The organism is Enterobacter sp. BIDMC 27, assembly GCF_000534415.1.
Taxonomy (GTDB): Bacteria; Pseudomonadota; Gammaproteobacteria; order Enterobacterales; family Enterobacteriaceae; genus Enterobacter; species Enterobacter hormaechei_C.
This window is the reverse complement of record NZ_KI973178.1, coordinates 1,869,999-1,890,366: the sequence shown is the minus strand read 5'-3', so window position 1 is coordinate 1,890,366 and position 20,368 is coordinate 1,869,999. Positions and strand designations below refer to the sequence as shown.

General features: G+C 57.8%; 15 protein-coding genes. 5 read left to right on the top strand and 10 right to left on the bottom strand.

Going from position 1 to position 20,368, the window contains the following annotated elements; translation table 11 throughout:
* Positions 1–9 precede the first annotated feature (9 nt).
* Positions 10–591, top strand: coding sequence for an ACP phosphodiesterase (gene acpH, locus L463_RS13650; protein ID WP_015571305.1), 582 nt, complete (start codon positions 10–12; stop codon positions 589–591).
* Positions 592–718: 127 nt separating this feature from the next.
* Positions 719–1,321 carry a peroxiredoxin C gene (locus L463_RS13655; RefSeq protein WP_003859113.1) on the top strand — a complete coding sequence of 201 codons (603 nt, stop codon included), beginning with the start codon at positions 719–721 and terminating at the stop codon, positions 1,319–1,321.
* Between the two features lie 49 nt (positions 1,322–1,370).
* Here the strand turns inward: L463_RS13655 and L463_RS13660 are convergent, their stop codons facing one another.
* From L463_RS13660 to phoB, 7 genes are all read right to left on the bottom strand, one after another.
* Positions 1,371–2,750, bottom strand: a complete 1,380-nt coding sequence (locus tag L463_RS13660; RefSeq protein WP_032102867.1) for a DUF3999 domain-containing protein — start codon at positions 2,748–2,750, stop codon at positions 1,371–1,373.
* The gene (locus L463_RS13665) at positions 2,747–5,356 is read right to left on the bottom strand and encodes a DUF2339 domain-containing protein (protein ID WP_032673150.1); all 2,610 of its coding nucleotides are present in this window, start codon (positions 5,354–5,356) and stop codon (positions 2,747–2,749) included. Before L463_RS13665 ends, L463_RS13660 begins: the two co-directional genes overlap by 4 nt.
* A 91-nt stretch (positions 5,357–5,447) precedes the next feature.
* A complete protein-coding gene (gene malZ, locus L463_RS13670; protein WP_023296011.1) occupies positions 5,448–7,265 on the bottom strand; it encodes a maltodextrin glucosidase in 1,818 nt (605 codons plus the stop codon).
* A 163-nt stretch (positions 7,266–7,428) separates the two neighbouring features.
* Positions 7,429–8,802, bottom strand: coding sequence for a proline-specific permease ProY (gene proY / locus L463_RS13675; protein ID WP_017383160.1), 1,374 nt, complete (start codon positions 8,800–8,802; stop codon positions 7,429–7,431).
* Positions 8,803–8,883: 81 nt separating this feature from the next.
* Positions 8,884–10,203 (bottom strand): branched-chain amino acid transporter carrier protein BrnQ, encoded by a 1,320-nt coding sequence (brnQ, locus tag L463_RS13680; protein ID WP_017694430.1) that lies wholly within the window; start codon positions 10,201–10,203, stop codon positions 8,884–8,886.
* Positions 10,204–10,612: 409 nt separating this feature from the next.
* A complete protein-coding gene (phoR, locus tag L463_RS13685; RefSeq protein WP_017383159.1) occupies positions 10,613–11,908 on the bottom strand; it encodes a phosphate regulon sensor histidine kinase PhoR in 1,296 nt (431 codons plus the stop codon).
* Between the two features lie 21 nt (positions 11,909–11,929).
* A complete protein-coding gene (gene phoB / locus L463_RS13690) occupies positions 11,930–12,619 on the bottom strand; it encodes a phosphate response regulator transcription factor PhoB (protein ID WP_003859122.1) in 690 nt (229 codons plus the stop codon).
* 187 nt (positions 12,620–12,806) lie between these two features.
* Here phoB and sbcD point away from each other — a divergent pair, with 187 nt between their 5' ends.
* Both sbcD and sbcC read left to right on the top strand, forming a co-directional pair.
* The gene (sbcD, locus tag L463_RS13695) at positions 12,807–14,012 is read left to right on the top strand and encodes an exonuclease subunit SbcD (RefSeq protein WP_017694432.1); all 1,206 of its coding nucleotides are present in this window, start codon (positions 12,807–12,809) and stop codon (positions 14,010–14,012) included.
* Complete coding sequence (gene sbcC / locus L463_RS13700; protein WP_032102865.1) at positions 14,009–17,140, top strand: exonuclease subunit SbcC; 3,132 nt, start codon at positions 14,009–14,011, stop codon at positions 17,138–17,140. Before sbcD ends, sbcC begins: the two co-directional genes overlap by 4 nt.
* 82 nt (positions 17,141–17,222) lie before the next feature.
* On the opposite strand, the gene mak is transcribed toward sbcC, so the two are convergent.
* Entirely contained in the window at positions 17,223–18,128 is a 906-nt protein-coding gene (gene mak, locus L463_RS13705) for a fructokinase (RefSeq protein ID WP_023303177.1), read from the bottom strand.
* Between the two features lie 123 nt (positions 18,129–18,251).
* Here mak and rdgC point away from each other — a divergent pair, with 123 nt between their 5' ends.
* The gene (gene rdgC, locus L463_RS13710) at positions 18,252–19,166 is read left to right on the top strand and encodes a recombination-associated protein RdgC (protein ID WP_006809928.1); all 915 of its coding nucleotides are present in this window, start codon (positions 18,252–18,254) and stop codon (positions 19,164–19,166) included.
* Positions 19,167–19,213: 47 nt separating this feature from the next.
* On the opposite strand, the gene ppnP is transcribed toward rdgC, so the two are convergent.
* Both ppnP and L463_RS13720 read right to left on the bottom strand, forming a co-directional pair.
* A complete protein-coding gene (ppnP, locus tag L463_RS13715; protein ID WP_023296006.1) occupies positions 19,214–19,501 on the bottom strand; it encodes a pyrimidine/purine nucleoside phosphorylase in 288 nt (95 codons plus the stop codon).
* Between the two features lie 71 nt (positions 19,502–19,572).
* Positions 19,573–20,250 carry an AroM family protein gene (locus L463_RS13720; RefSeq protein ID WP_003859133.1) on the bottom strand — a complete coding sequence of 226 codons (678 nt, stop codon included), beginning with the start codon at positions 20,248–20,250 and terminating at the stop codon, positions 19,573–19,575.
* Positions 20,251–20,368: the final 118 nt, after the last annotated feature.

The window sequence follows — 20,368 nt, the reverse complement described above, 5'->3', positions numbered from 1 at the left end:
CGAAAACGCATGAATTTTCTCGCTCACCTGCATCTCGCTCATCTCGCGGACAGCTCCCTCTCCGGCAATTTGCTGGCCGATTTTGTACGCGGCAACCCCGCGGAAGCGTACTCCCCTGAGGTTGTCGACGGGATTTTTATGCACCGCCGCATCGACGTGCTGACCGATAACCTGCCGGAAGTGACGGAAGCCAAAGCCTGGTTCCGCCCCGAAACCCGACGCGTGGCGCCGATCACGCTCGACGTCATGTGGGATCATTTCCTGTCGCGCCACTGGTCCCGGCTGTCGCCTGATATGTCGCTGCCTGAGTTTGTGCGCTACGCCCACGCGCAGGTGTCGATCATTTTGCCGGACTCCCCGCCGCGCTTTGTGAATCTGAATAACTATCTCTGGTCTGAACGCTGGCTGGAGCGATACCGCGAGATGGATTTCATTCAGAACGTCCTGAACGGCATGGCGAGCCGTCGACCGCGTCTGGACGCGCTGCGCGACTCATGGCATGACCTGGATGAACATTATGATGCGCTGGAAACCCGCTTCTGGCAGTTCTACCCGCGTATGATGACGCAGGCGAAAAATAAAGAACTGTGAAGTCGGTTCGATTGATAGGTAAAAGCTGGTGGAACGATTGTTACCACCTCTTTGTCTTATTCCCGTACTGCCTCTATACTGGCCCGCGTTGCGTTCCAAATAACCTTAGTATCTACAGGAGAATCATATGGTTCTGGTAACTCGTCCGGCTCCGGATTTTACAGCTGCCGCCGTTCTGGGCAATGGTGAAATCGTTGAAAACTTCAACTTCAAACAGCACACCAACGGTAAAGCGACCGTTCTGTTCTTCTGGCCAATGGACTTCACTTTCGTTTGCCCGTCTGAGCTGATCGCGTTCGACAAACGTTACGAAGAATTCCAGAAGCGTGGCGTGGAAGTGGTTGGCGTCTCCTTCGACTCTGAATTTGTACACAACGCATGGCGTAACACCCCTGTCGAAAACGGCGGCATCGGTGCAGTGAAATACGCGATGGTTGCGGACATCAAACGCGAAATCCAGCAGGCTTACGGTATCGAACATCCGGACGCTGGCGTTGCACTGCGTGGTTCTTTCCTGATCGACGCGAACGGCATCGTTCGTCACCAGGTTGTGAACGATCTGCCGCTGGGTCGTAACATCGACGAAATGCTGCGCATGGTTGACGCGCTCCAGTTCCACGAAGAGCACGGTGAAGTGTGCCCGGCTCAGTGGGAAAAAGGTAAAGAAGGTATGGCGGCTTCCCCAGACGGCGTAGCTAAATACCTGTCTGAGAACGTATCCAGCCTGTAATCGGCACGGTTTACCAAAAAACCCGCGAATACGCGGGTTTTTTTATGGCTTATGCTGCGCCGTCTTTTTTTACCTCGCGCCAGATGCGCCATGCCATACCCGCAAGCACCATCACCCCCGCAATCAGTACGCCCCAGACCATCAGCGTTTTCATTCTGCTTTCCTGCTCAGCCGCAGACGTCGCGGTTAAACGCGCCTCGCCACCCAGCGGGACAGGTTCCAGCGTATCCGCCATCGGCAGGGCTGCCAGATCGTAGGTTTTACGCAGTTCGGTCGGGATCAGCATATCCGTCTCCACGCTCGCCGGTTTCGCAGCCCCGTTCCCCCACGCGAGCAGGTACGGCCCCTTCCCCTGCGCGTTAAACACCAGATCGTAGCGCACGCGTTGCCCGGTCACGCCAGGCAGGTTCTCAGGCAAACGCGCATTGAGGGTCTTGATTTTTACCGCCTCGACCAGCCCGCCAGGGAGCGGAACAGGTTCAGACGTTTTGCCGCCGAGCTGGTAGATCACCTCTTTTTTCAGCGTATGCCACCGATCCTTATCCGCCTCCCGCCAGGCTATTTCTGCCGGGAGAACACCGTCGCCATTCAGCATGAAGCCGATCGCACTCAGAGGCTGCGGATGTTTCCAGCGCCACACGGCTTCGCTTTCGGATAACCGCTCCCCCTCTCCCGCCAGGCTAATGTGCTCAGATTCCGGCTGTTCAGTCGCGTTAATCGCGTTGACGCCGGTTAACGTCAGGGCAGAACGCCCCGTGTTCAGCACCAGCAGCAGATAACGATTCGCCTCAGGCGATAACACCAGATCGGTATCGATGCGGTCGAGCTTCAGGCGATCCTGTCCACTCATCACGTCCAGCAGGGGCATCTCTTCGCGCAGGGTATACCAGTTTTTCAGATCCTCGCTGTAATAGACCGATGCCGTCCCCTGCCACGAGCCCTGCGGCGTGTCCCAGAAAAGCTGGAGCTGAGAGAGCGGAACCTCCGTCGCGTTTTCCGGCAGGGTCAGCAGATAGTGCTGTCCGGCAGCCGCCGCGTGTTGCCCTTCCAGCACAATTTCCACGCCGTTTCTGGCCCGTAGCATAATTTTATCGCCGCTGTCCTCTTCTCCGCCCGGCGAGGCGTTAAGCGCAAAGAGGCGCAGCGCCGTGGTGGTCGGTGCCGGCTGCGGACGCGTCGTGGCAACCAGGCTGAACGGTACCGGCTCGCCCGACTGATTAAACACGCGCACGTCGCGCAGATCGGGCGATGTGCTCTGCTGATAAACCGCCAGCGGCAGCATGACCCGATACCACGGCGAAGAGGCAGAGGTATCAAGGGACAGGCCATAGGCATAATCCCGCGGGGATTCCGCTGGCGCGCCCTCGCAGAATGCCGGACCGGCCACGGCCAGCAGTGCCGTACAAACAACCGCGTTCATCCATTTCATTTTTCTTCTCCTGCTTTAGGCGGTAGCGGCGAGAAATAGCCCACAATCAGGACCAGGATCGCCACGCCAATAAACGCGACGGCGCGCGCCAGGCCGCCACCGCCCGCGCTGTCCACCAGCATCAGTTTGAGCATGACCACCCCCAGTAGCGCCGCACCGCCAAGCCACTGCTGACGGGAGGCGTGACGGGTGGCGCGGATCATGACCACCAGCGCGCACAACATCCAGAACAGGGCAAAGGTGGTCTGGATAAGCCGCGAATGCCACAACGACTCCATATTCCAGGCCACCTCGCCGTACCACGCCAGCGCGCGCAGCAATGCGCCGTTAAGCCACCAGAAACCCAGGGCCATCAGCACAACGGCGGGCCACGGACGGGACTGCGCAAGCGATGCCGGATAGTAGCGATCCACTTCCCGATAAAACACCACCAGCCCCAGCAGCGCGAACGCCGCCCCTTCCTCAAGCGGGTTCACCAGCGGCAGCCAGGTCTGTTGATAGACCACACCGTCCTGCAAATTGGTCACGACCAGTAATACCACCAGCGCCACAACCACAGGGATCGCGGCAAGGCAGGCGTAGAGCGCAGGCCATACCCGGAACGGCCACCCGCGACGCCGTACGGCCGCGGAGAGCGCCATAATCACCCCACCGCCAACAGCCATCGCAATGCCGCTTCCCCAAGCCGCCATGCCCCACGGCAGGGAGCGGGCAAACCAGTAAAGCTCGGCGGCTATGGCGAGTAAAATCATCCACACCAGCGACAGATGCAGTCCCATTGAGATGCGCGGCAGAAGTTTATCTTCGTCGCGCCGCAGCAGCATCAGGGCGGCAGGCAGCGCAATAGCCCAGGCCAGATTTGCCCAGCCGGCCGCCAGGATTTGCTGTTGCCAGATCTGATACAGCACCATCAGCAGCATCACCGGCCACAGCAGCCATTTGCTGGCATCCAGCTCCCGCCACGCCAGACGAGCGGCAGCCTGCCGCCATCCCCAGGCCGACGCCGCCGTCAGCGCCATTACGCCTTCCAGAACCGATAACTCCTGCTTCAGGAACAGCTGCGACGCGCCCAGCTGCGCCACTAACCAGAACAGCAGCCCACCGGCCAGCAATGCCCAACTGCCCGGCTGTGCGATTTTCTGCCACAGCCAGGCCGCAGCCAGCCAGCAAAGACTGAGCACTGCGAAAATAAGCAGCAGGCTCAACGAGGTGACGCCGTCCATTTGCGCCCATATCGCGCTGCCGAGCGCCAGCACCAGCAGCGCCGTCCCGCTATAGCTCATGCGCCGCTGCTGCTGTTGCACGCCCAGCCAGAGAATACCCAACCCTTCCAGCGCCCAGGCCATCGCCGTCCAGCGCGCTGAAAGCGCCAGCGGTATGGCAAGCGTGGCAAACCCGCCGCCGATCGCCAGCGCCGCCATAACCAGTGGCCGCCCGACAGACGGATAGCGTCGCAGTGCGAGAAACGCCAGTGAGAGATAAAACGCACCATAGCCCAGCGCGCTGAGCGCCGGGCCGTACGTCCAGTGAGACGTCATGCCATACTGCATCCCAAAACCAATCAGCGGCGGAGCAAACAGCAGTGCGCCGTCAATAATCTGTTTGCCTTTTTCCTGCGCCCGCAGCGACAGCGCCACGCTAAACACGCCAAAAATAAGCGTATTGGCAATCAGGAACAGCTGACAGATAGCATAGTCTTTAGGCTGGTAGTCGCTCAGCCCCCATACCCCGCCAACGCCAAACGTGAAGAGCAGCCCGAGCAGGTTGAGCTCGCGCCAGTGCTGCCAGATGCTGATGGCGAGAATGCCGATGGAAAGCATGAGATAGAAGGAGAACAGCGCCACAACGCTGCCGCCTCCGGTAGACAACAGCAGCGGCGCAAGGTATCCGCCGAGGCTCGCCAGCATGGCAAGGCTCAGCGCCTTTTGCAGCACGGCCAGCCCGACGCTCGCCGCGCAAATCACCACCAGCAGCGCAAACGCCAGCGTCATCGGCAGCATTTGCCACAGCCGGAATGCGCCAAAGACGGTCAGATAAAGCACGCCGGTCGCCCCGCCCTGGAGGATCAGCGCGTAGATCCGCTGCCTGTGCCGCAGCCGCCATCCAACGGCCAGCAGAACCATGGCAAACAGCGCCGTGGCGGCAAGACGCAGCTCAATCGGAAACAGTGAATGTTCAACGGTATAGCGCAGCAGGAAAGAGAGGCCGAGGAAGAGCAGTACAATCCCCAGTTTTGCCAGCGGATTGCCCTGCATAAACCAGCGCGTCAGCGAGGACAGGATGCCGCCAAAGGCGGAAGGCCGTTTTGCCGCCGGTACAAGCGCTGGTTCTGCTTCAGTGACGGGCGGTTCGGGACGCCAGGGATCGACAGGTGGGGTAACGGCTTCTGCCACCGACGCTGGCGTCTCCACCGGCGCGGCGGTCTGCACCGGCTCCGGCGCTTTCTCAGCGACACCGCGCTGCTCAAGCGCCTCAATGCGCTGGCGAAGCCGGGCAATCTCCTGCCGCGCCGCCGTGCTTCGGTTAAAACCTATCACCGCGAGCACGGGTGCCACGACCAGCGCAAAAACCAGGAACAAACAGCCAAGGATGTAAAGCTCGTCCATGTTTCCACCTTCACCGTAAACGATCCGCTAAGATTGACACAAATCGTTGCATTTGCGCCATCTTAAAAGGTGAAAACCATTCTGCCTGCGCTTAGCTGCCGAACCAGACCACAGCGGAAATCGCGGGCAGCGTGAGCACGCTCTCCTGGAACGTCGCTTTACCCTCTTTGATCTTCCACGTTTTACCGGCCAGCAGCGGTGAATCTTCCAGCACCACTTCACACGCCTCGCCCCGGTTGATCGCCACCAGCACACGCTGCTGGTTATAGACGCGGACAAACACCACCACGTTATCGTGGGCGTACATCACCTGACAGCCCCCGTAGCGCAGGGCCTGACTCTGCCTGCGCAGCGTCGCCATACGCTGGTACAGGCTGAGCAGATCCTGATCCTGTTTTTCACTCTCCCACGGGAAGGTTTTACGGCAGAACGGATCGTTATTCCCCTCCAGCCCCACTTCATCGCCATAGTAGATGCAGGGTACGCCCGGCCAGGTAAAGAGCCAGGTCACTGCCAGCGGCAGACGCGCCACATCTTTACCCAGCAATGATTTAAAGCGCGCGGTATCATGGCTGTCGAGCTGGTTAAACATCCGCAGCTGCTGCTGATGCGACAGGCCAGCGCGATAGTTTTCCATCCACGCCATGCAGGTTTCGGCGTCGATATGCTGCGGATCGTAAGAGATATCGGTGTTAGCGAGGAAACCCCACAGCGGGAAGGTGAAGCCGCGATAGTTCATCGCCGCGTCTTCTGCATCAGCCTGCAACCACTGACGCGCATCGCCAAAGTGCTCCCCGAAGACGAACGCTTCCGACCGGGCCGCTTTTGCCGACCGGGTAATGGCGGCGACATGTTGAAGGTTATTCCGCGCCCCGCCTGATTCACCCAGCATATGCACCACGTCCAGCCGCCAGCCGTCCATGTTCCACGGCGCTTTCAGCCAGTGGCGCACGATGCTGTCGTCGTCGCCGTAGATCTCATTCACCAGCGATGGCGACTGGAAATCGAGCTTCGGCAGGCTCGGGTAGCCCAGCCAGTCCAGGGCACGGCCATTCTCATCAAAACTGTACCAGTCACGCTGCGGTGAGTCCGGATTATGGCATGCGCCGCTCATCGACTGATTATGACGGTCAAACCACGCGTGAGAATCACCGCTGTGATTGAACACGCCATCAAGGATCAGGCGCATACCCTTTTTTTGCGTGTTGTGCCGCAGCCGCAGCAGCGCCTCGTCACCGCCAAACTGCTCGTCAACGTGGCGATAATCCTGCGTATCGTATTTGTGCACGCTTGGCGCTTTAAACACCGGGTTCAGGTACAGCGCCGTGACGCCGAGCTTTTTCAGGTACGGCAGTTTTTCGCTGATACCGTCGAGATCGCCGCCGTAAAAGGTCGATCCCCCCGCCTGGGCGGTCAGCGGCTCGTCCCATTTTTTCAGAATGATGTCGTGACCGACCGCATGATGGTAATAAACCTTGTCCTGATCGGCGTTGCGCTTTTCGCTGCGCGCAAAGCGGTCCGGGAAAATCTGGTAAAAGACCTGATCGTTAACCCACTGCGGGCCGTTATCCGGGTGATCCACGGCAAACTGCTCCAGCCGGGCCGGAGGAAAACGGCTGAAGCCCTGCGGGGTAAACCACAGCTGCCGGTTGTTCCACAGCAGCTTGAAGCCGTAGCGGCGACGCGGCTGCCCGCTGAGCAAATCGATATTTGCCCGCCACGCCGTGACGCCCGGCTGCGGCTGGCTGCGCACTTTGTGCATTTTCAGCGACGTTTCTTCGTTATCCACTTCGGCGCGCAGGGTCACACGTTCAGGCTGATTGTCCCCTGCCAGCCAGAGCGTAATCACAAGGTTGTCTTTGTTTTGCTTAACAAATGGGGCAACCGGAAGGTGCCAGGCGTTTAACATCACGAATCCCCTTTGATGAAATTGACGTCACCTTGCCACAGGGTGATTAAAGATAGCTCATCGTGTTCGGGATTATTGGGGGAGGAGAACGGAGGAGGAGATTTTTTCCAGGGCAAAAGGGAGTGTAGGCCGGGTAAGCGCAGCGCCACCCGGCATTTTTACCTTACTGTGCTTCCGCCAGCTGACGATCGCGGCGACATTTAAACATCCAGCCCACCAGCAGCAGGACGATCCACGCGAAGCCCACGTACAGGGAAATACGGGTATCCGGGTGATAACCAATCAGGCCAATGATGAAGACCAGGAAGATGAGACCGACAATGGTCGTTGGCACGCCGCCCGGCACTTTAAACTTCAGCGCTTTGGCCTCTTCTGGCGACAGGCGGCGACGGAACGCAATCTGCGACAGCAGGATCATGATCCACACCCACACCGTCGCAAAGGTCGCCAGTGACGCAATCACCAGGAAGACGTTCTCCGGCATGATGTAATTCAGGTAAACCGAGAACAGCAGCGCCACGGTCATGACCAGCACCGTTACCCACGGGGTGCCGCGACGCGACGTTTTGGCAAACACCTTCGGCGCACTGCCCTGCTCCGCCATGCCGTGCAGCATACGACCCACGCCGAACACGTCACTGTTGATGGCCGACAGCGAGGCGGTCAGTACCACAAAGTTGAGAATGCTGGCGGCAAACGCAATGCCCATATGCTGGAAAGTCAGGACAAACGGGCTGCCGTTGGTGCCCACCTGGTTCCACGGGTAGATGGACATAATCACAAACAACGTGCCCACGTAGAACACCAGGATACGCATCGGCACCGAGTTGATGGCGCGCGGAATGGACTTCTCCGGATCTTTCGCTTCCCCGGCGGTGATGCCGATAATCTCAATACCGCCATAGGCGAACATGACCATCTGGAGCGACATGACCATCCCGAGCCAGCCGTTGCTGAAGAAGCCGCCGTTGCTCCACAGGTTATGGATGCCGGTTGGCTGCCCACCGTTGCCGATACCCCAGATGATGATGCCGAAACCGGCGAGGATCATGATAATAATGGTCGCGACCTTGAAGAAGGAGAACCAGAACTCCAGCTCGCCAAACACCTTCACGCTCATCAGGTTGACGGCGCAGATGATCAGCACCACGCTCAGTACCCAGATCCAGTGCGGCACGGCGGGGAACCAGACCCCCATATAGATGCCAAACGCCGTCACATCGGCAATGGCGACAATCAGGATTTCGAAGCAGTAAGTCCAGCCGGTGATAAACCCGGCCAGCGGGCCTAAGTTTTCTTGTGCGTAGCGGGAGAAGGAACTGGCAGACGGGTTGTGAACCGACATCTCCCCCAGCGCACGCATGATGATATAGGCCGCCACGCCGCCGATGATGTAGGCCAGCAGAACGCTTGGACCGGCCATTTTGATGGCATCTGCCGAGCCATAAAAAAGACCGGTGCCGATAGCCGAGCCCAGCGCCATAAAGCGGATGTGGCGGGTGCTCAATCCACGTTTAAGTTTGTTAGTGCTTTCCATTAAAATCTTGCCATTCAACACGAAAAAAACAAAAAACCACGGGGCCTTAAGCCCCGTGGTTAAACAATTTGTTGCCGTTGATTAATGGGCGTTGGATGTCACCTGACGCCCTGCCGCACGGTCCCAGATAATCGCCAGAACCAGCGCTACAACGGAAGGCATCAGCCAGGCCAGGCCCTGCTCGGACAGCGGCAGACGCTGTGTCCAGGCTGGCAGGATTTCTGCAAATGCTGATGCTTTGATCCCGTCAAGGATACCAAAAATCAGGCTGATAAACATGGCCGGCGCAATAATTCGCGTCGAGTTATGCCACCACGGGCGGGTGAAGCTCAGCACCACCAGCACGATACATGGCGGATAGATCGCCGTCAGCACCGGAATTGACACCTGAATCAGGTGGCTCAGACCGAGGTTTGACACCGCCATGGAGAAGATGCCGAGGATAAACACCAGCGTGCGGTAAGAGAGCGGCAGATACTGGGCGAAGAACTCCGCGCAGGCGCAGGTCAGACCCACCGCCGTCACCAGACAGGCCAGGAAAATCAGCGCCGCCAGCAGCATGCTGCCTGCACCACCAAAGGTATGCTGCACGTAAGCATGCAGGATCGCCGCGCCGTTTGCGTTCTGATCGACCAGCGTTGCGCTATCTGAGCCCAGACGGAACAGCGCCAGATACAGCAGCGTCAGGCCGACACCGGCCATCAGGCCAGCCCAGATGGTGTAGCGAGTCAGCAGACGCGCTTCGGTCACCCCGCGGGAACGCGCGGCGTTAACGATAACGATACCAAACACCATCGCACCGAGCGTATCCATTGTCAGATAGCCGTTCACGAAACCGTTTGAGAACGCCGCGTTCTGATAAGCGTCCATCGCGGAGCTGATGGGCCCCGCAGGCCAGACGATGGCCGCAACCGCCAGCACGATCAGCGCCACAATTTTCAGCGGAGCCAGGAAGTTACCCACGGTATCCAGCAGTTTGCCGGGATAGAGAGAAACCAGAATCACGATGGCGAAGTAAATGAGGCTGTAAATAAACAGCGGCATGGCGCCGTCACCGGTCAGCGGGGCGATACCCACTTCAAAGGAGACGGTCGCCGTACGTGGGGTCGCGAACAGCGGGCCAACGGCCAGATAGCAGACGGTTGCCAGCAGAACGCCAGCCACTTTGCCAATCGGGGTGCTGAGGCTGTCCACACCGCCACCGACTTTCGCCAGCGCGATAACGGTCAGTACCGGCAGGCCCACGGCAGTAAGCAGGAAGCCAAACGCAGCCGTCCAGACGTGTTCACCCGCCTGTAAGCCAACCATTGGAGGAAAAATGATGTTACCTGCGCCAACGAACAGCGCAAATGTCATAAAGCCCAGCGCGATAATGTCACGCGATTTCAAGTGATGGGTCATAAAACCTTACTGCCTGTGGATGTGGTGTTGAATACGTTGAGATTTTCGCCATCCCTCACGGGACGATACAGCGGAAAATTTGCTCAATTTCAGCGGGATATGCTCCCGTCCTGGCGTGGCGAAGAATAGTTTTTCGATTTACCACGCAAATACAGTCGGTCTGACAGTATATGGGGGGCAATTTAAACGCTTATAACGTTTAAAGGCAAGAAGGGATCGTAAAACCAGAACAATATGCCAGCATGAAAATTCAGACCAAAATAATATGCCATGTATAAGAAAAACTCATGGCTAATCATGCGAACAAAAAAGCACCAGCCGTATAATATTCATCCGCGTTTCGCTTGACTGCAAAGCAAACGGGCCAGCAATCGCTGGCCCGTGGAAAGGTAGCCTGACACATCTGCCGTCAGGCGCTTTTTTTGGCAATTAATCGTTCCGGAATCACGAAGCTAAAGCGCGTGCCCTTACCCAAGGTGCTTTCGATATTGAGCCGGCTTTCGTGGTGGCTGACGGCATGCTTCACAATTGCCAGTCCCAGTCCGCTCCCGCCGGTCTGCCGCGAGCGCGCCTTATCCACCCGGTAGAATCGTTCGGTGAGACGCGGGAGGTGCTCGGGCCCAATCCCCGGCCCGTTGTCCTCGACGCTAAACTCAGCGCCCGCCGGGGTATGCTGCCAGCACACCGCGATATGCGTCCCTTTCGGGGTATGATTCACGGCGTTATAGACCAGGTTTGAGATAGCGCTTCGCAGCTCATCTTCACTGCCGAGCACTTTCAGCGTGTTATCAACGTCAAAACTCAGGGTGTGCTGATTATGACTCAGCGTTTGGGCTTCGCGCTCCACCACCCGCAACATCATCGGCACATCAATGATGTCGTTTAGCGCCAACGACGGGGCAGCCTCAATCTTTGAAAGCGTCAGCAGCTGTTTGACCAGCCCTTCCATGCGGAACGTCTGCTCCCGCATGGTATGCAGTGCTTTCTCACGCGGCGCCCCCTCAAGCGTTTGCTCCTGCATCATCTCCAGGTAGCCCTGAAGCACCGTCAAGGGCGTACGCAGCTCGTGGCTGACGTTGGCAAAGAAGTTACGTCTCGCGCCCTCAAGCTGGTGCATCTGGGTAACGTCCCGCGCCACCATCAGCCACTGCCGATCGCTGTAGGGCATCACGCGGATTTCCAGATGGCGACCGTTATTGAGCTTCAGATTGTGCGGGCGCGAAAAATCCCGCTTTTTCAGATACAGCGTGAACTCGGGATAACGCAGAAGGTTCAGGATGTTCTGACCATTATCATCCGGCCAGCGCAGGCCCAGCAGCTGTTGCGCGAGGCCATTACACCAGAAGATTGTCCCTTCTTCTGTCGTCAGGATCACCGCGTCCGGCAGCGACTCCGCACCGCTACGAAAGCGTTTGATCAGGCTTCCCAGCTCACGACGGCGCTTTTTGTTACGCATCTGCATCTGGTGCAGGCCGTAGAGTAGCGGTTCCCAGCTCCCGCTTCCCGGCGGGGGTGTCATACTTCTGTCGACCCACAGCCACCAGGAGAGACGCAGTAAATTCCAGAAATGCCAGACGAGCAATCCCGTCACGGCCACCAGTAAAAACCACGGCAGATAGCCAAAGATAGCCCCCAGAATGAGGGCCGGAATACAACATAAGATCAGTTCAAAGACGAGCCTTTTCCATGACAGACGTTCCAGCACGCGTCACACTCCTGTCATTGTTCAGAAACGGGTCGAGAAACGATAACCCGTGCCGCGGACCGTCTGTACCATGCGATCGTGGCCGCTCAGTTCCAGTGCTTTACGCAGGCGGCGAATATGGACGTCAACCGTTCGGTCTTCGACATAGACGTTAGTTCCCCAGACGTTATTCAGCAACTGTTCGCGGCTGTAAACGCGCTCCGGGTGGGTCATAAAGAAGTGCAGGAGTTTAAATTCGGTCGGTCCCATATCGAGGGGATTTTCACCGGTCATGACCCGGTGTGAGGTAGGATCCAGGCTCAGCCCCTGCATCTCAATCACCTCTTCCACCGCCATCGGTGAAATACGGCGCATCACGGCTTTGATACGCGCCACCAGCTCTTTCGGGGAGAACGGTTTAGTGATGTAATCGTCCGCGCCGGTTTCCAGACCGCGCACGCGATCCTCTTCCTCGCCGCGCGCCGTCAGCATTACCACCGGGATATCGCGGGTCATCGCCTCGCGTTTGATATGCTTGATAAACTGCAATCCGGAACCGCCAGGCAGCATCCAGTCCAGCAGGATCAGATCGGGCCAGGGTTCATTCAGCTGGTTCACCGCGCTGTCATAATCTTCCGCTTCAACCGGCTGGAAGCCATTTTGTTCAAGCACGAAGCACACCATTTCACGGATCGGAGCTTCATCTTCTACGACCAGAATACGTCTCGCCATACTTTGCCCTGTCTTATCGTATTTAAGTTACAAGTCTGTAATGCGGCGTCATTATGCGTCAGATTTATGACAGATTTATGAAAAACATTACCACTATAAATAGCAAACTGTTGTTTTATTACAGCGGTTATTTTCCGTTCCCCGAACGTTTATAATCCTGCTTTCTTATTATTGCCACGGATCTTTTATGCGCATACTTCACACCTCAGACTGGCACCTGGGTCAAAATTTTTACAGCAAAAGCCGCGCCGCGGAACATGAAGCGTTCCTGAACTGGCTGCTGGAGACGGCTCAGGCTCACGAGGTGGACGCGATTATTGTGGCGGGCGACATTTTTGATACCGGATCGCCGCCGAGCTATGCGCGTGAGCTGTACAACCGTTTTGTGGTCAACCTCCAGCAAACCGGTTGTCACCTGGTGATTGTCGCCGGAAACCATGACTCGGTGGCGACGCTGAATGAATCCCGCGATATTCTGGCGTTCCTCAATACCACCGTGGTGGCCAGCGCCGGACACGCGCCGCAGATCCTGAAAAAACGCGACGGCACGCCGGGCGCAGTGCTGTGCCCAATTCCGTTTTTACGCCCGCGCGATATCGTGCAAAGCCAGGCAGGTCTGTCCGGCAGCGAAAAACAGCAGCATCTGTTGCAGGCCATCACCCGCTATTATCACCAGCAACATACGGAAGCCTGCGCCCTGCGCGGCGATCAGGCCATTCCGATCATTGCCACCGGGCACCTCACCACCGTCGGAGCCAGTAAGAGTGATGCGGTGCGCGAGATCTATATCGGTACGCTGGACGCGTTTCCGGCGCAAAACTTCCCCCCCGCCGACTACATTGCCCTCGGGCATATTCACCGGGCGCAGATCATCGGCGGCTGCGAGCATATCCGTTACTGCGGCTCGCCCATTTCGCTCAGTTTTGACGAAACGGGCAAAGCCAAATCCGTGCATCTGGTGAGCTTCACCGGAGGCAAACTCAGCGCCGTTGAGACGCTTGAGGTGCCGGTCACCCAGCCGCTGGCGGTGCTGAAAGGCGATCTGGCCGCCATTACCGCTCAGCTTGAGCAGTGGCGCGGCGCAGCGCTTAATCCCCCCGTCTGGCTCGATATCGAAATCACCACCGACGACTACCTGTACGATATGCAACGTAAAATACAGACGCTGACGGAAGACCTTCCCGTGGAGGTGCTGCTGGTACGCCGCAGCCGCGAGCAGCGCGAGAAAATACTGCTCAACGCCCAGCGTGAAACGCTTAGCGAACTTCGGGTTGAAGAGGTGTTCGCGCGGCGGCTTGCGCATGAAGAGGTGGACGAGGCCAGACGCACCAGGCTTAACGAGCTGTTTGCCCAGACCCTGCATTCCCTCCATGACGAGGACGAAAACGCATGAAAATTCTGAGCCTGCGCCTGAAAAATCTGAATTCGCTGAAGGGTGAGTGGAAAATTGATTTCACCGCGGAGCCGTTCGCCAGCAACGGACTGTTTGCCATCACCGGCGCAACCGGCGCGGGTAAAACCACGCTGCTGGATGCCATCTGCCTGGCGCTTTACCACGAAACGCCGCGTCTTAATAAGGTCTCTCAGGCGCAAAACGACCTGATGACGCGCGATACCGCCGAATGCCTGGCGGAAGTAGAATTTGAGGTCAAAGGCGTTGCTTATCGCGCTTTCTGGAGCCAGAACCGCGCCCGCAACCAGCCGGACGGGAACTTACAGGCACCGCGCGTTGAGCTGGCCCGCTGCGAAGACGGCAAAATTCTGGCCGACAAAGTCACGGATAAGCTGGAACAAACCGCCGCGCTTACCGGGCTGGACTATGGTCGCTTTACCCGTTCGATGTTGCTCTCTCAGGGGCAGTTTGCCGCCTTCCTGAATGCTAAACCGAGCGATCGCGCTGAGCTGCTGGAAGAACTGACCGGCACGGAAATTTACGGCCAGATTTCCGCCATGGTTTTCGAAAAACACAAAGCGGCACGTAACGCGCTGGAGATGTGCGAAGCGCAGGCCGCAGGGGTTGTGCTGCTGAGCGAGGAACAGCAGCAGCACTTGCAGCAAAGTTTGCAGGCACTTACTGACGAAGAAAAAGTCCTGCTGGCACAGCAGCAAAGCCAACAGAAAGATTTTCAGTGGCTTACGCGTAACGACGAACTGATACGTGAGCAGCAGCGTGCAGCTGCTTCGCAGCAGCAGGCGCAACAGGCTCTGACGGACGCCGCGCCCCAACTGGCGAAGCTCAAGCTGGCGCAGCCCGCCGCCCAGCTACGTCCCCTATGGGAGTATCAGCAGGAGCAGACCACCCGCCTGGCGCAGACAACAGAGCGAATTGTTGAAGTAAATACTCGCTTACTCGACAGAGCAGCGCAGCGCTCGCGTATTCGCAACGGTGCGCTGCGCAACCGTGAACAGTTGCAGACAGAGCACAAGGTACTGACGCAGTGGCTGACCGAACACGATCGTTTCCGTCAGTGGGGGCAGGAAATTGCCGGCTGGCGGGCGCATTTTACGCAACTGGGTCGCGATAAAAATCAGCTTGTTGCCCAGTCAGCGCGCATGACTGAGCTTCGTCAGAAGCTGGCTGAGATGCCTGAAAGTAGGTTGACGCTGACGGCTGAGGATCTCGCGACGGCAATGGAGCAACAGGCACAGTCGCGGGCGCTCCGCCAGCGTCTGACAGCGCTTCACGCTCGCTTTCAGCCGCTGCAAAAACGGCTGCGCCAGAATGCGGAAAGCGTGCAGAAAGCGCAGGCTGAGCAGGCTAAGCTGAATGAAACGCTGATCCTGCGGCGTCAGCAGTTCAAAGAGAAAAATCAGCACTATGCCGACCTGAAAGCGCTCTGTGAGCGTGAGGCGACAATCAAGGATCTTGAGAACTATCGTGCACAGCTCGAAGCGGGTAAGCCTTGCCCGCTCTGCGGTTCACGCGAACATCCGGCAGTTGTGCAGTATCAGGCGCTTGAACTGACTGACAATCAGCGCCGCCGCGACGCGCTGGAGAAAGAGGTTGCTGCGCTAAAAGAGGAAGGATTGCTGGTGCTCGCGCAGGTGAATGCGCTGACCCAGCAGATCCAGCGCGAGACAGAGGAAGCACAGGCTCTCTCTGAGGAAGAGCAAGCACTTACTAAGGAGTGGCTGGAGGTCTGCGCCTCCCTGAACATAGCGCTGAATATTCAGGATGATATAGCCCCCTGGATGAGCGAACAGGAACAGTATGAACGCCAGCTGTATCAGCTCAGCCAGCGTCTGACGCTGCAAAACCAGCTCAATGAACAGGAAGGTCAGGCGCGCCAGTACCAGCAGCAGCTGACGGCGACGCGTCAGGCGCTGGCGGCCTCGTTACAATCGCTGTCGCTTAGCGTACCCGATGAAGGGGCTGAAAGCGCCTGGCTGAGCGCGCGCGAAAGCGAATATACCCTGTGGCAGGAAAAACAGGCCCAGCACGGTACGATTCAGGAAGGTATTAACGCCCTGATGCCCATTCTGGAGACGCTGCCGGTTACCAATGATGCAGAAGCCGACGCGGTTATCCCTGAGAACTGGCGCGGCATCCACGACGAATGCGTGTCGCTGCAAAGTCAGCTCACCACCCTACAGCAACAGGAGACGCTTGAGCGTGAACGGCTCCAGCAATCACAGGCTCAGTTCAACGCCGCGCTGACCGCGAGCTGCTTTGCCGATCGGGACGCATTTCTCTCCGCCCTGCTGGATGAAACGTCGATCCGCCAGCTTGAACAACAAAAGCAGACGCTGGAAAACCAGCTCCAGCAGGCCACGGCGCTTTCGGTGCAGGCAAGCATGCAGCTTCAGGCGCATCAGGCACAGCGCCCCGAGGGGCTGGAAACCGATGCCGCAACGCTTCAGGCGCAGTTACACCAGCTGGCGCAACAGCTTCGGGACAACACCACGCATCAGGGGGAGATCCGCCAGCAGCTCAAACAGGACGCCGATAACCGTCTGCACCAGCAGGCGCTTATGCAGCAGATTGAGGAGGCGGCGCGTCAGGCCGACGACTGGGGCTATCTCAACGCGCTGATAGGCTCCAGCACCGGCGATAAATTCCGTAAATTCGCCCAGGGGCTGACGCTGGATAATCTGGTGTGGCTTGCCAACCAGCAGCTCAACCGTCTGCATGGCCGCTATCTGCTTCAGCGTAAAGCCAGCGACGCGCTGGAGCTGGAAGTGGTCGATACCTGGCAGGCCGATGCGGTACGCGATACCCGTACCCTTTCCGGCGGGGAGAGTTTCCTGGTCAGTCTGGCGCTGGCTTTAGCGCTTTCCGATCTGGTCAGTCACAAAACGCGCATTGACTCGCTGTTCCTGGATGAAGGATTCGGCACGCTCGACAGCGAAACGCTGGACACCGCGCTGGACGCGCTCGACGCGCTGAACGCCACCGGGAAAACCATTGGCGTGATCAGCCACGTAGAGGCAATGAAAGAGCGCATTCCGGTGCAGATCAAAGTGAAGAAGATCAACGGGCTGGGATATAGCAGGCTGGACAGGGAGTTTGCGGTGCAGTAAATGGGGGGATGATGCGCTCTGGTGCCCTCACCCTGGCCCTCTCCCACGGGGAGAGGGCACAAACATCAAAAACGGTTTGCGTTTATTCCGGCCAGAGCCACGCCGCGCCGCGTACGCCGCTGGAATCTCCGTGGACGGCTTTGCGGATCGGCGTTTCGCACTCGCCGCCAAATACCCACTGTTTCACCAGCGTTGGCACCGTGGCGTACAGCCGGTCGACGTTGCTCATGCCGCCGCCCAGTACAATCACGTCGGGATCAAGAATATTGATCACATGCGCCAGTGACTTAGCCAGCCGCATTTCGTAGCGGCTGAGCGCCAGTTCAGCCACCGGATCCTGCTCCTCAACCAGACGCATAATCTCGTTACCTTTCAGCGGCTGACCGCTCAGACGATGATAATCGGTGGCAAACCCCGTGCCGGAAATAAAGGTCTCAATACAGCCCTGCTTGCCACAGTAGCACGGTACTTCGGCGCGGTATTTGAGTTCATCTTCGTCCATCCACGGCAACGGATTGTGTCCCCACTCGCCCGCGGTGCCGTTGCTGCCAATATGCGAGCGCCCACCGAAGGCCACGCCCGCCCCGCAGCCGGTGCCGATAATGACCGCAAATACGGTCTGCGCGCCAGCCGCTGCGCCATCCACGGCCTCAGACACCGCAAGGCAGTTAGCGTCATTCGCCAGACGCACCTCCCGGTTCAGGCGTTGGCTTAAGTCTTTATCAAACGGCTGACCGTTGAGCCAGGTGGAGTTGGCGTTTTTCACCACGCCGGTATACGGCGAAATGGAGCCGGGGATCCCCATCCCGACCGTGCCCGTCTCGCCCGTTGCCTGCTCTGCCATATCGACCAGGCGGGCAATCGTCTCTATGGTCTGGTGATAATCATCGCGCGGCGTAGGCAGACGGTGGCGAAACAGTTGCTCCCCCTGCTCGCTCAGCGCAATAACTTCTGTTTTGGTGCCGCCCAAATCAATCCCAATACGCACAAGACACTCCTCATTATTTTGATTATCAACAGAGTAGAAGCCCACTTCCCGATTAGCAATGCAAGCGATGCGACAATTCGTTATCATGCCCGCTGATTTAACGACAAGGCCGTGGAAATTATCATGCTGTGGTTCAAAAATTTGATGGTTTACCGTCTCAGCCGCGACGTTTCGCTGCGTGCAGAAGAGATGGAAAAACAGTTAGCCGCTTACTCCTTTACCCCTTGCGGTAGCCAGGATATGGCAAAAACTGGCTGGGTTCCGCCAATGGGTTCTCAAAGCGATGCGCTGACCCACGCCAGCAGCACGGGGCAAATCATCGTTTGCGCCCGTAAAGAAGAGAAGATCCTGCCGACGCCCGTGGTTAAGCAGGCGCTCGAAGCGAAGATCTTCAAGCTGGAAGCTGAACAGGGCCGTAAGCTTAAAAAAACCGAAAAAGATTCGCTTAAGGATGAAGTGCTGCACTCGCTGCTGCCGCGCGCTTTTAGCCGCTTTAGCCAGACCATGATGTGGATCGACACTGTTAACGGGCTGATCATGGTGGACTGCGCCAGCGCCAAAAAAGCGGAAGATACGCTGGCGCTGCTGCGTAAGAGCCTTGGCTCATTACCGGTGGTACCGCTGGCGCTGGAAACGCCGATTGAGCTGACCCTGACCGAGTGGGTGCGCAGCGGGACTGCCGCGCAGGGCTTCCAGATCCTTGATGAAGCAGAGCTGAAAGCGCTGCTGGAAGATGGCGGCGTGATCCGCGCGAAGAAACAGGATCTGGTGAGCGACGAAATCGCCGTGCACATTGAAGCGGGCAAAGTGGTGACCAAACTGGCACTCGACTGGCAGCAGCGCATTCAGTTTGTGATGTGTGATGACGGCTCCGTGAAGCGCCTTAAGTTCTGCGATGAACTGCGCGATCAGAACGAAGATATCGACCGCGAAGATTATGCTCAGCGCTTTGACGCAGACTTTATCCTGATGACCGGCGAGCTGGCGGCGTTAATTCAGAACCTGGTGGAAGGTCTCGGCGGCGAAGCGCAGCGCTGACAGGCAAAACGCAGGCCGGGTAAGCGAATGCGCCACCCGGCATGCTTTTATTTCAGATAGCGGCACAGATAAGAGGTTGGCTCTGCAACCTGCAAATGGAACTCGCTGTGGCCCGGCACGTTGAAGACCTGCCCGGCACTATAGACTTTCCACTCCGTTTCACCCGGCAGCAGGACGTTCAGCGCGCCGCTGATCACCGTCATCTCTTCCGCTTCTGCGGTGCCAAAGGTGTATTCCCCTTCCGCCATGACGCCGACACTGGCGCGGCCAGTGCTGCTGCTGGTAAAACCAATGGATTTCACTTTACCGGAAAAGTATTCGTTACTTTGAAGCATGAACTGGCCCTTATATTTATAGAGAAAAATCCACTATAGGGGCCATGCTCATGACCTGTCACGCAAAATCATTACACCAGTAATTCTGACGCCAGGCGCGCCATCAGGACGTTAGAGAGCAGCACCGGAACATCCAGCGCCTTTTGCAGTAAATCACGATGCCGCTGATGGAAGCCCAGGCAGTCGAGCATCAGGACATCCGCCCCTCTGTCGATCAACTCCTGCCCGGCCGCAATCAGCTTCGCTTCGCTGTCCCAGAACGGGTTTGCCAGCGCGTACAGCGGGGTGTGCTCCAGCGCGGCCCACTTCACCGTCTGGTTATCCAGCAGTTCCTCAACGGGAACGATGACCCCAACCTGATGACCATCAACAATTGAGGCCACCAGCGGGGGGATAATCCGCATCGGTTCGAGCAGAATGGCATTACGCGCGCTGAGCCCTTTAACGGGTGCCGTGCTCATCAGCAAAATAACGTCATAGTCCTGATTGTCGAGCACTTCGATCACGCCCTGTAGCGCGCGCTCGATTTTCTGGCGTGACACATGCGCCAGTTTACCGTCACTGAGTAACGTTGCCAGGGGATCTTCCCCCTCTCCGACCGCGTAGTCTTCCATGACCTCTTCCCGACTGAGCTTCCCTAACAGACTGAGATGCGTAATTTGTTGTTCAGAGACATGCTCGGTTAAGAGCGGTAATACTTCGCTTACAGGCACCACACCAATCGTGAGGATCGCCAACGTCGCCTTCATTTTGATCGCCTTCCGTTACTACCACAACTGCCACATAAGTACAGGCTCACTACGCTGCACTGTTCATTTTTTCAACAAAACAGCACCAAGGGTAGCAGGGGATCTCTACACCGTAATG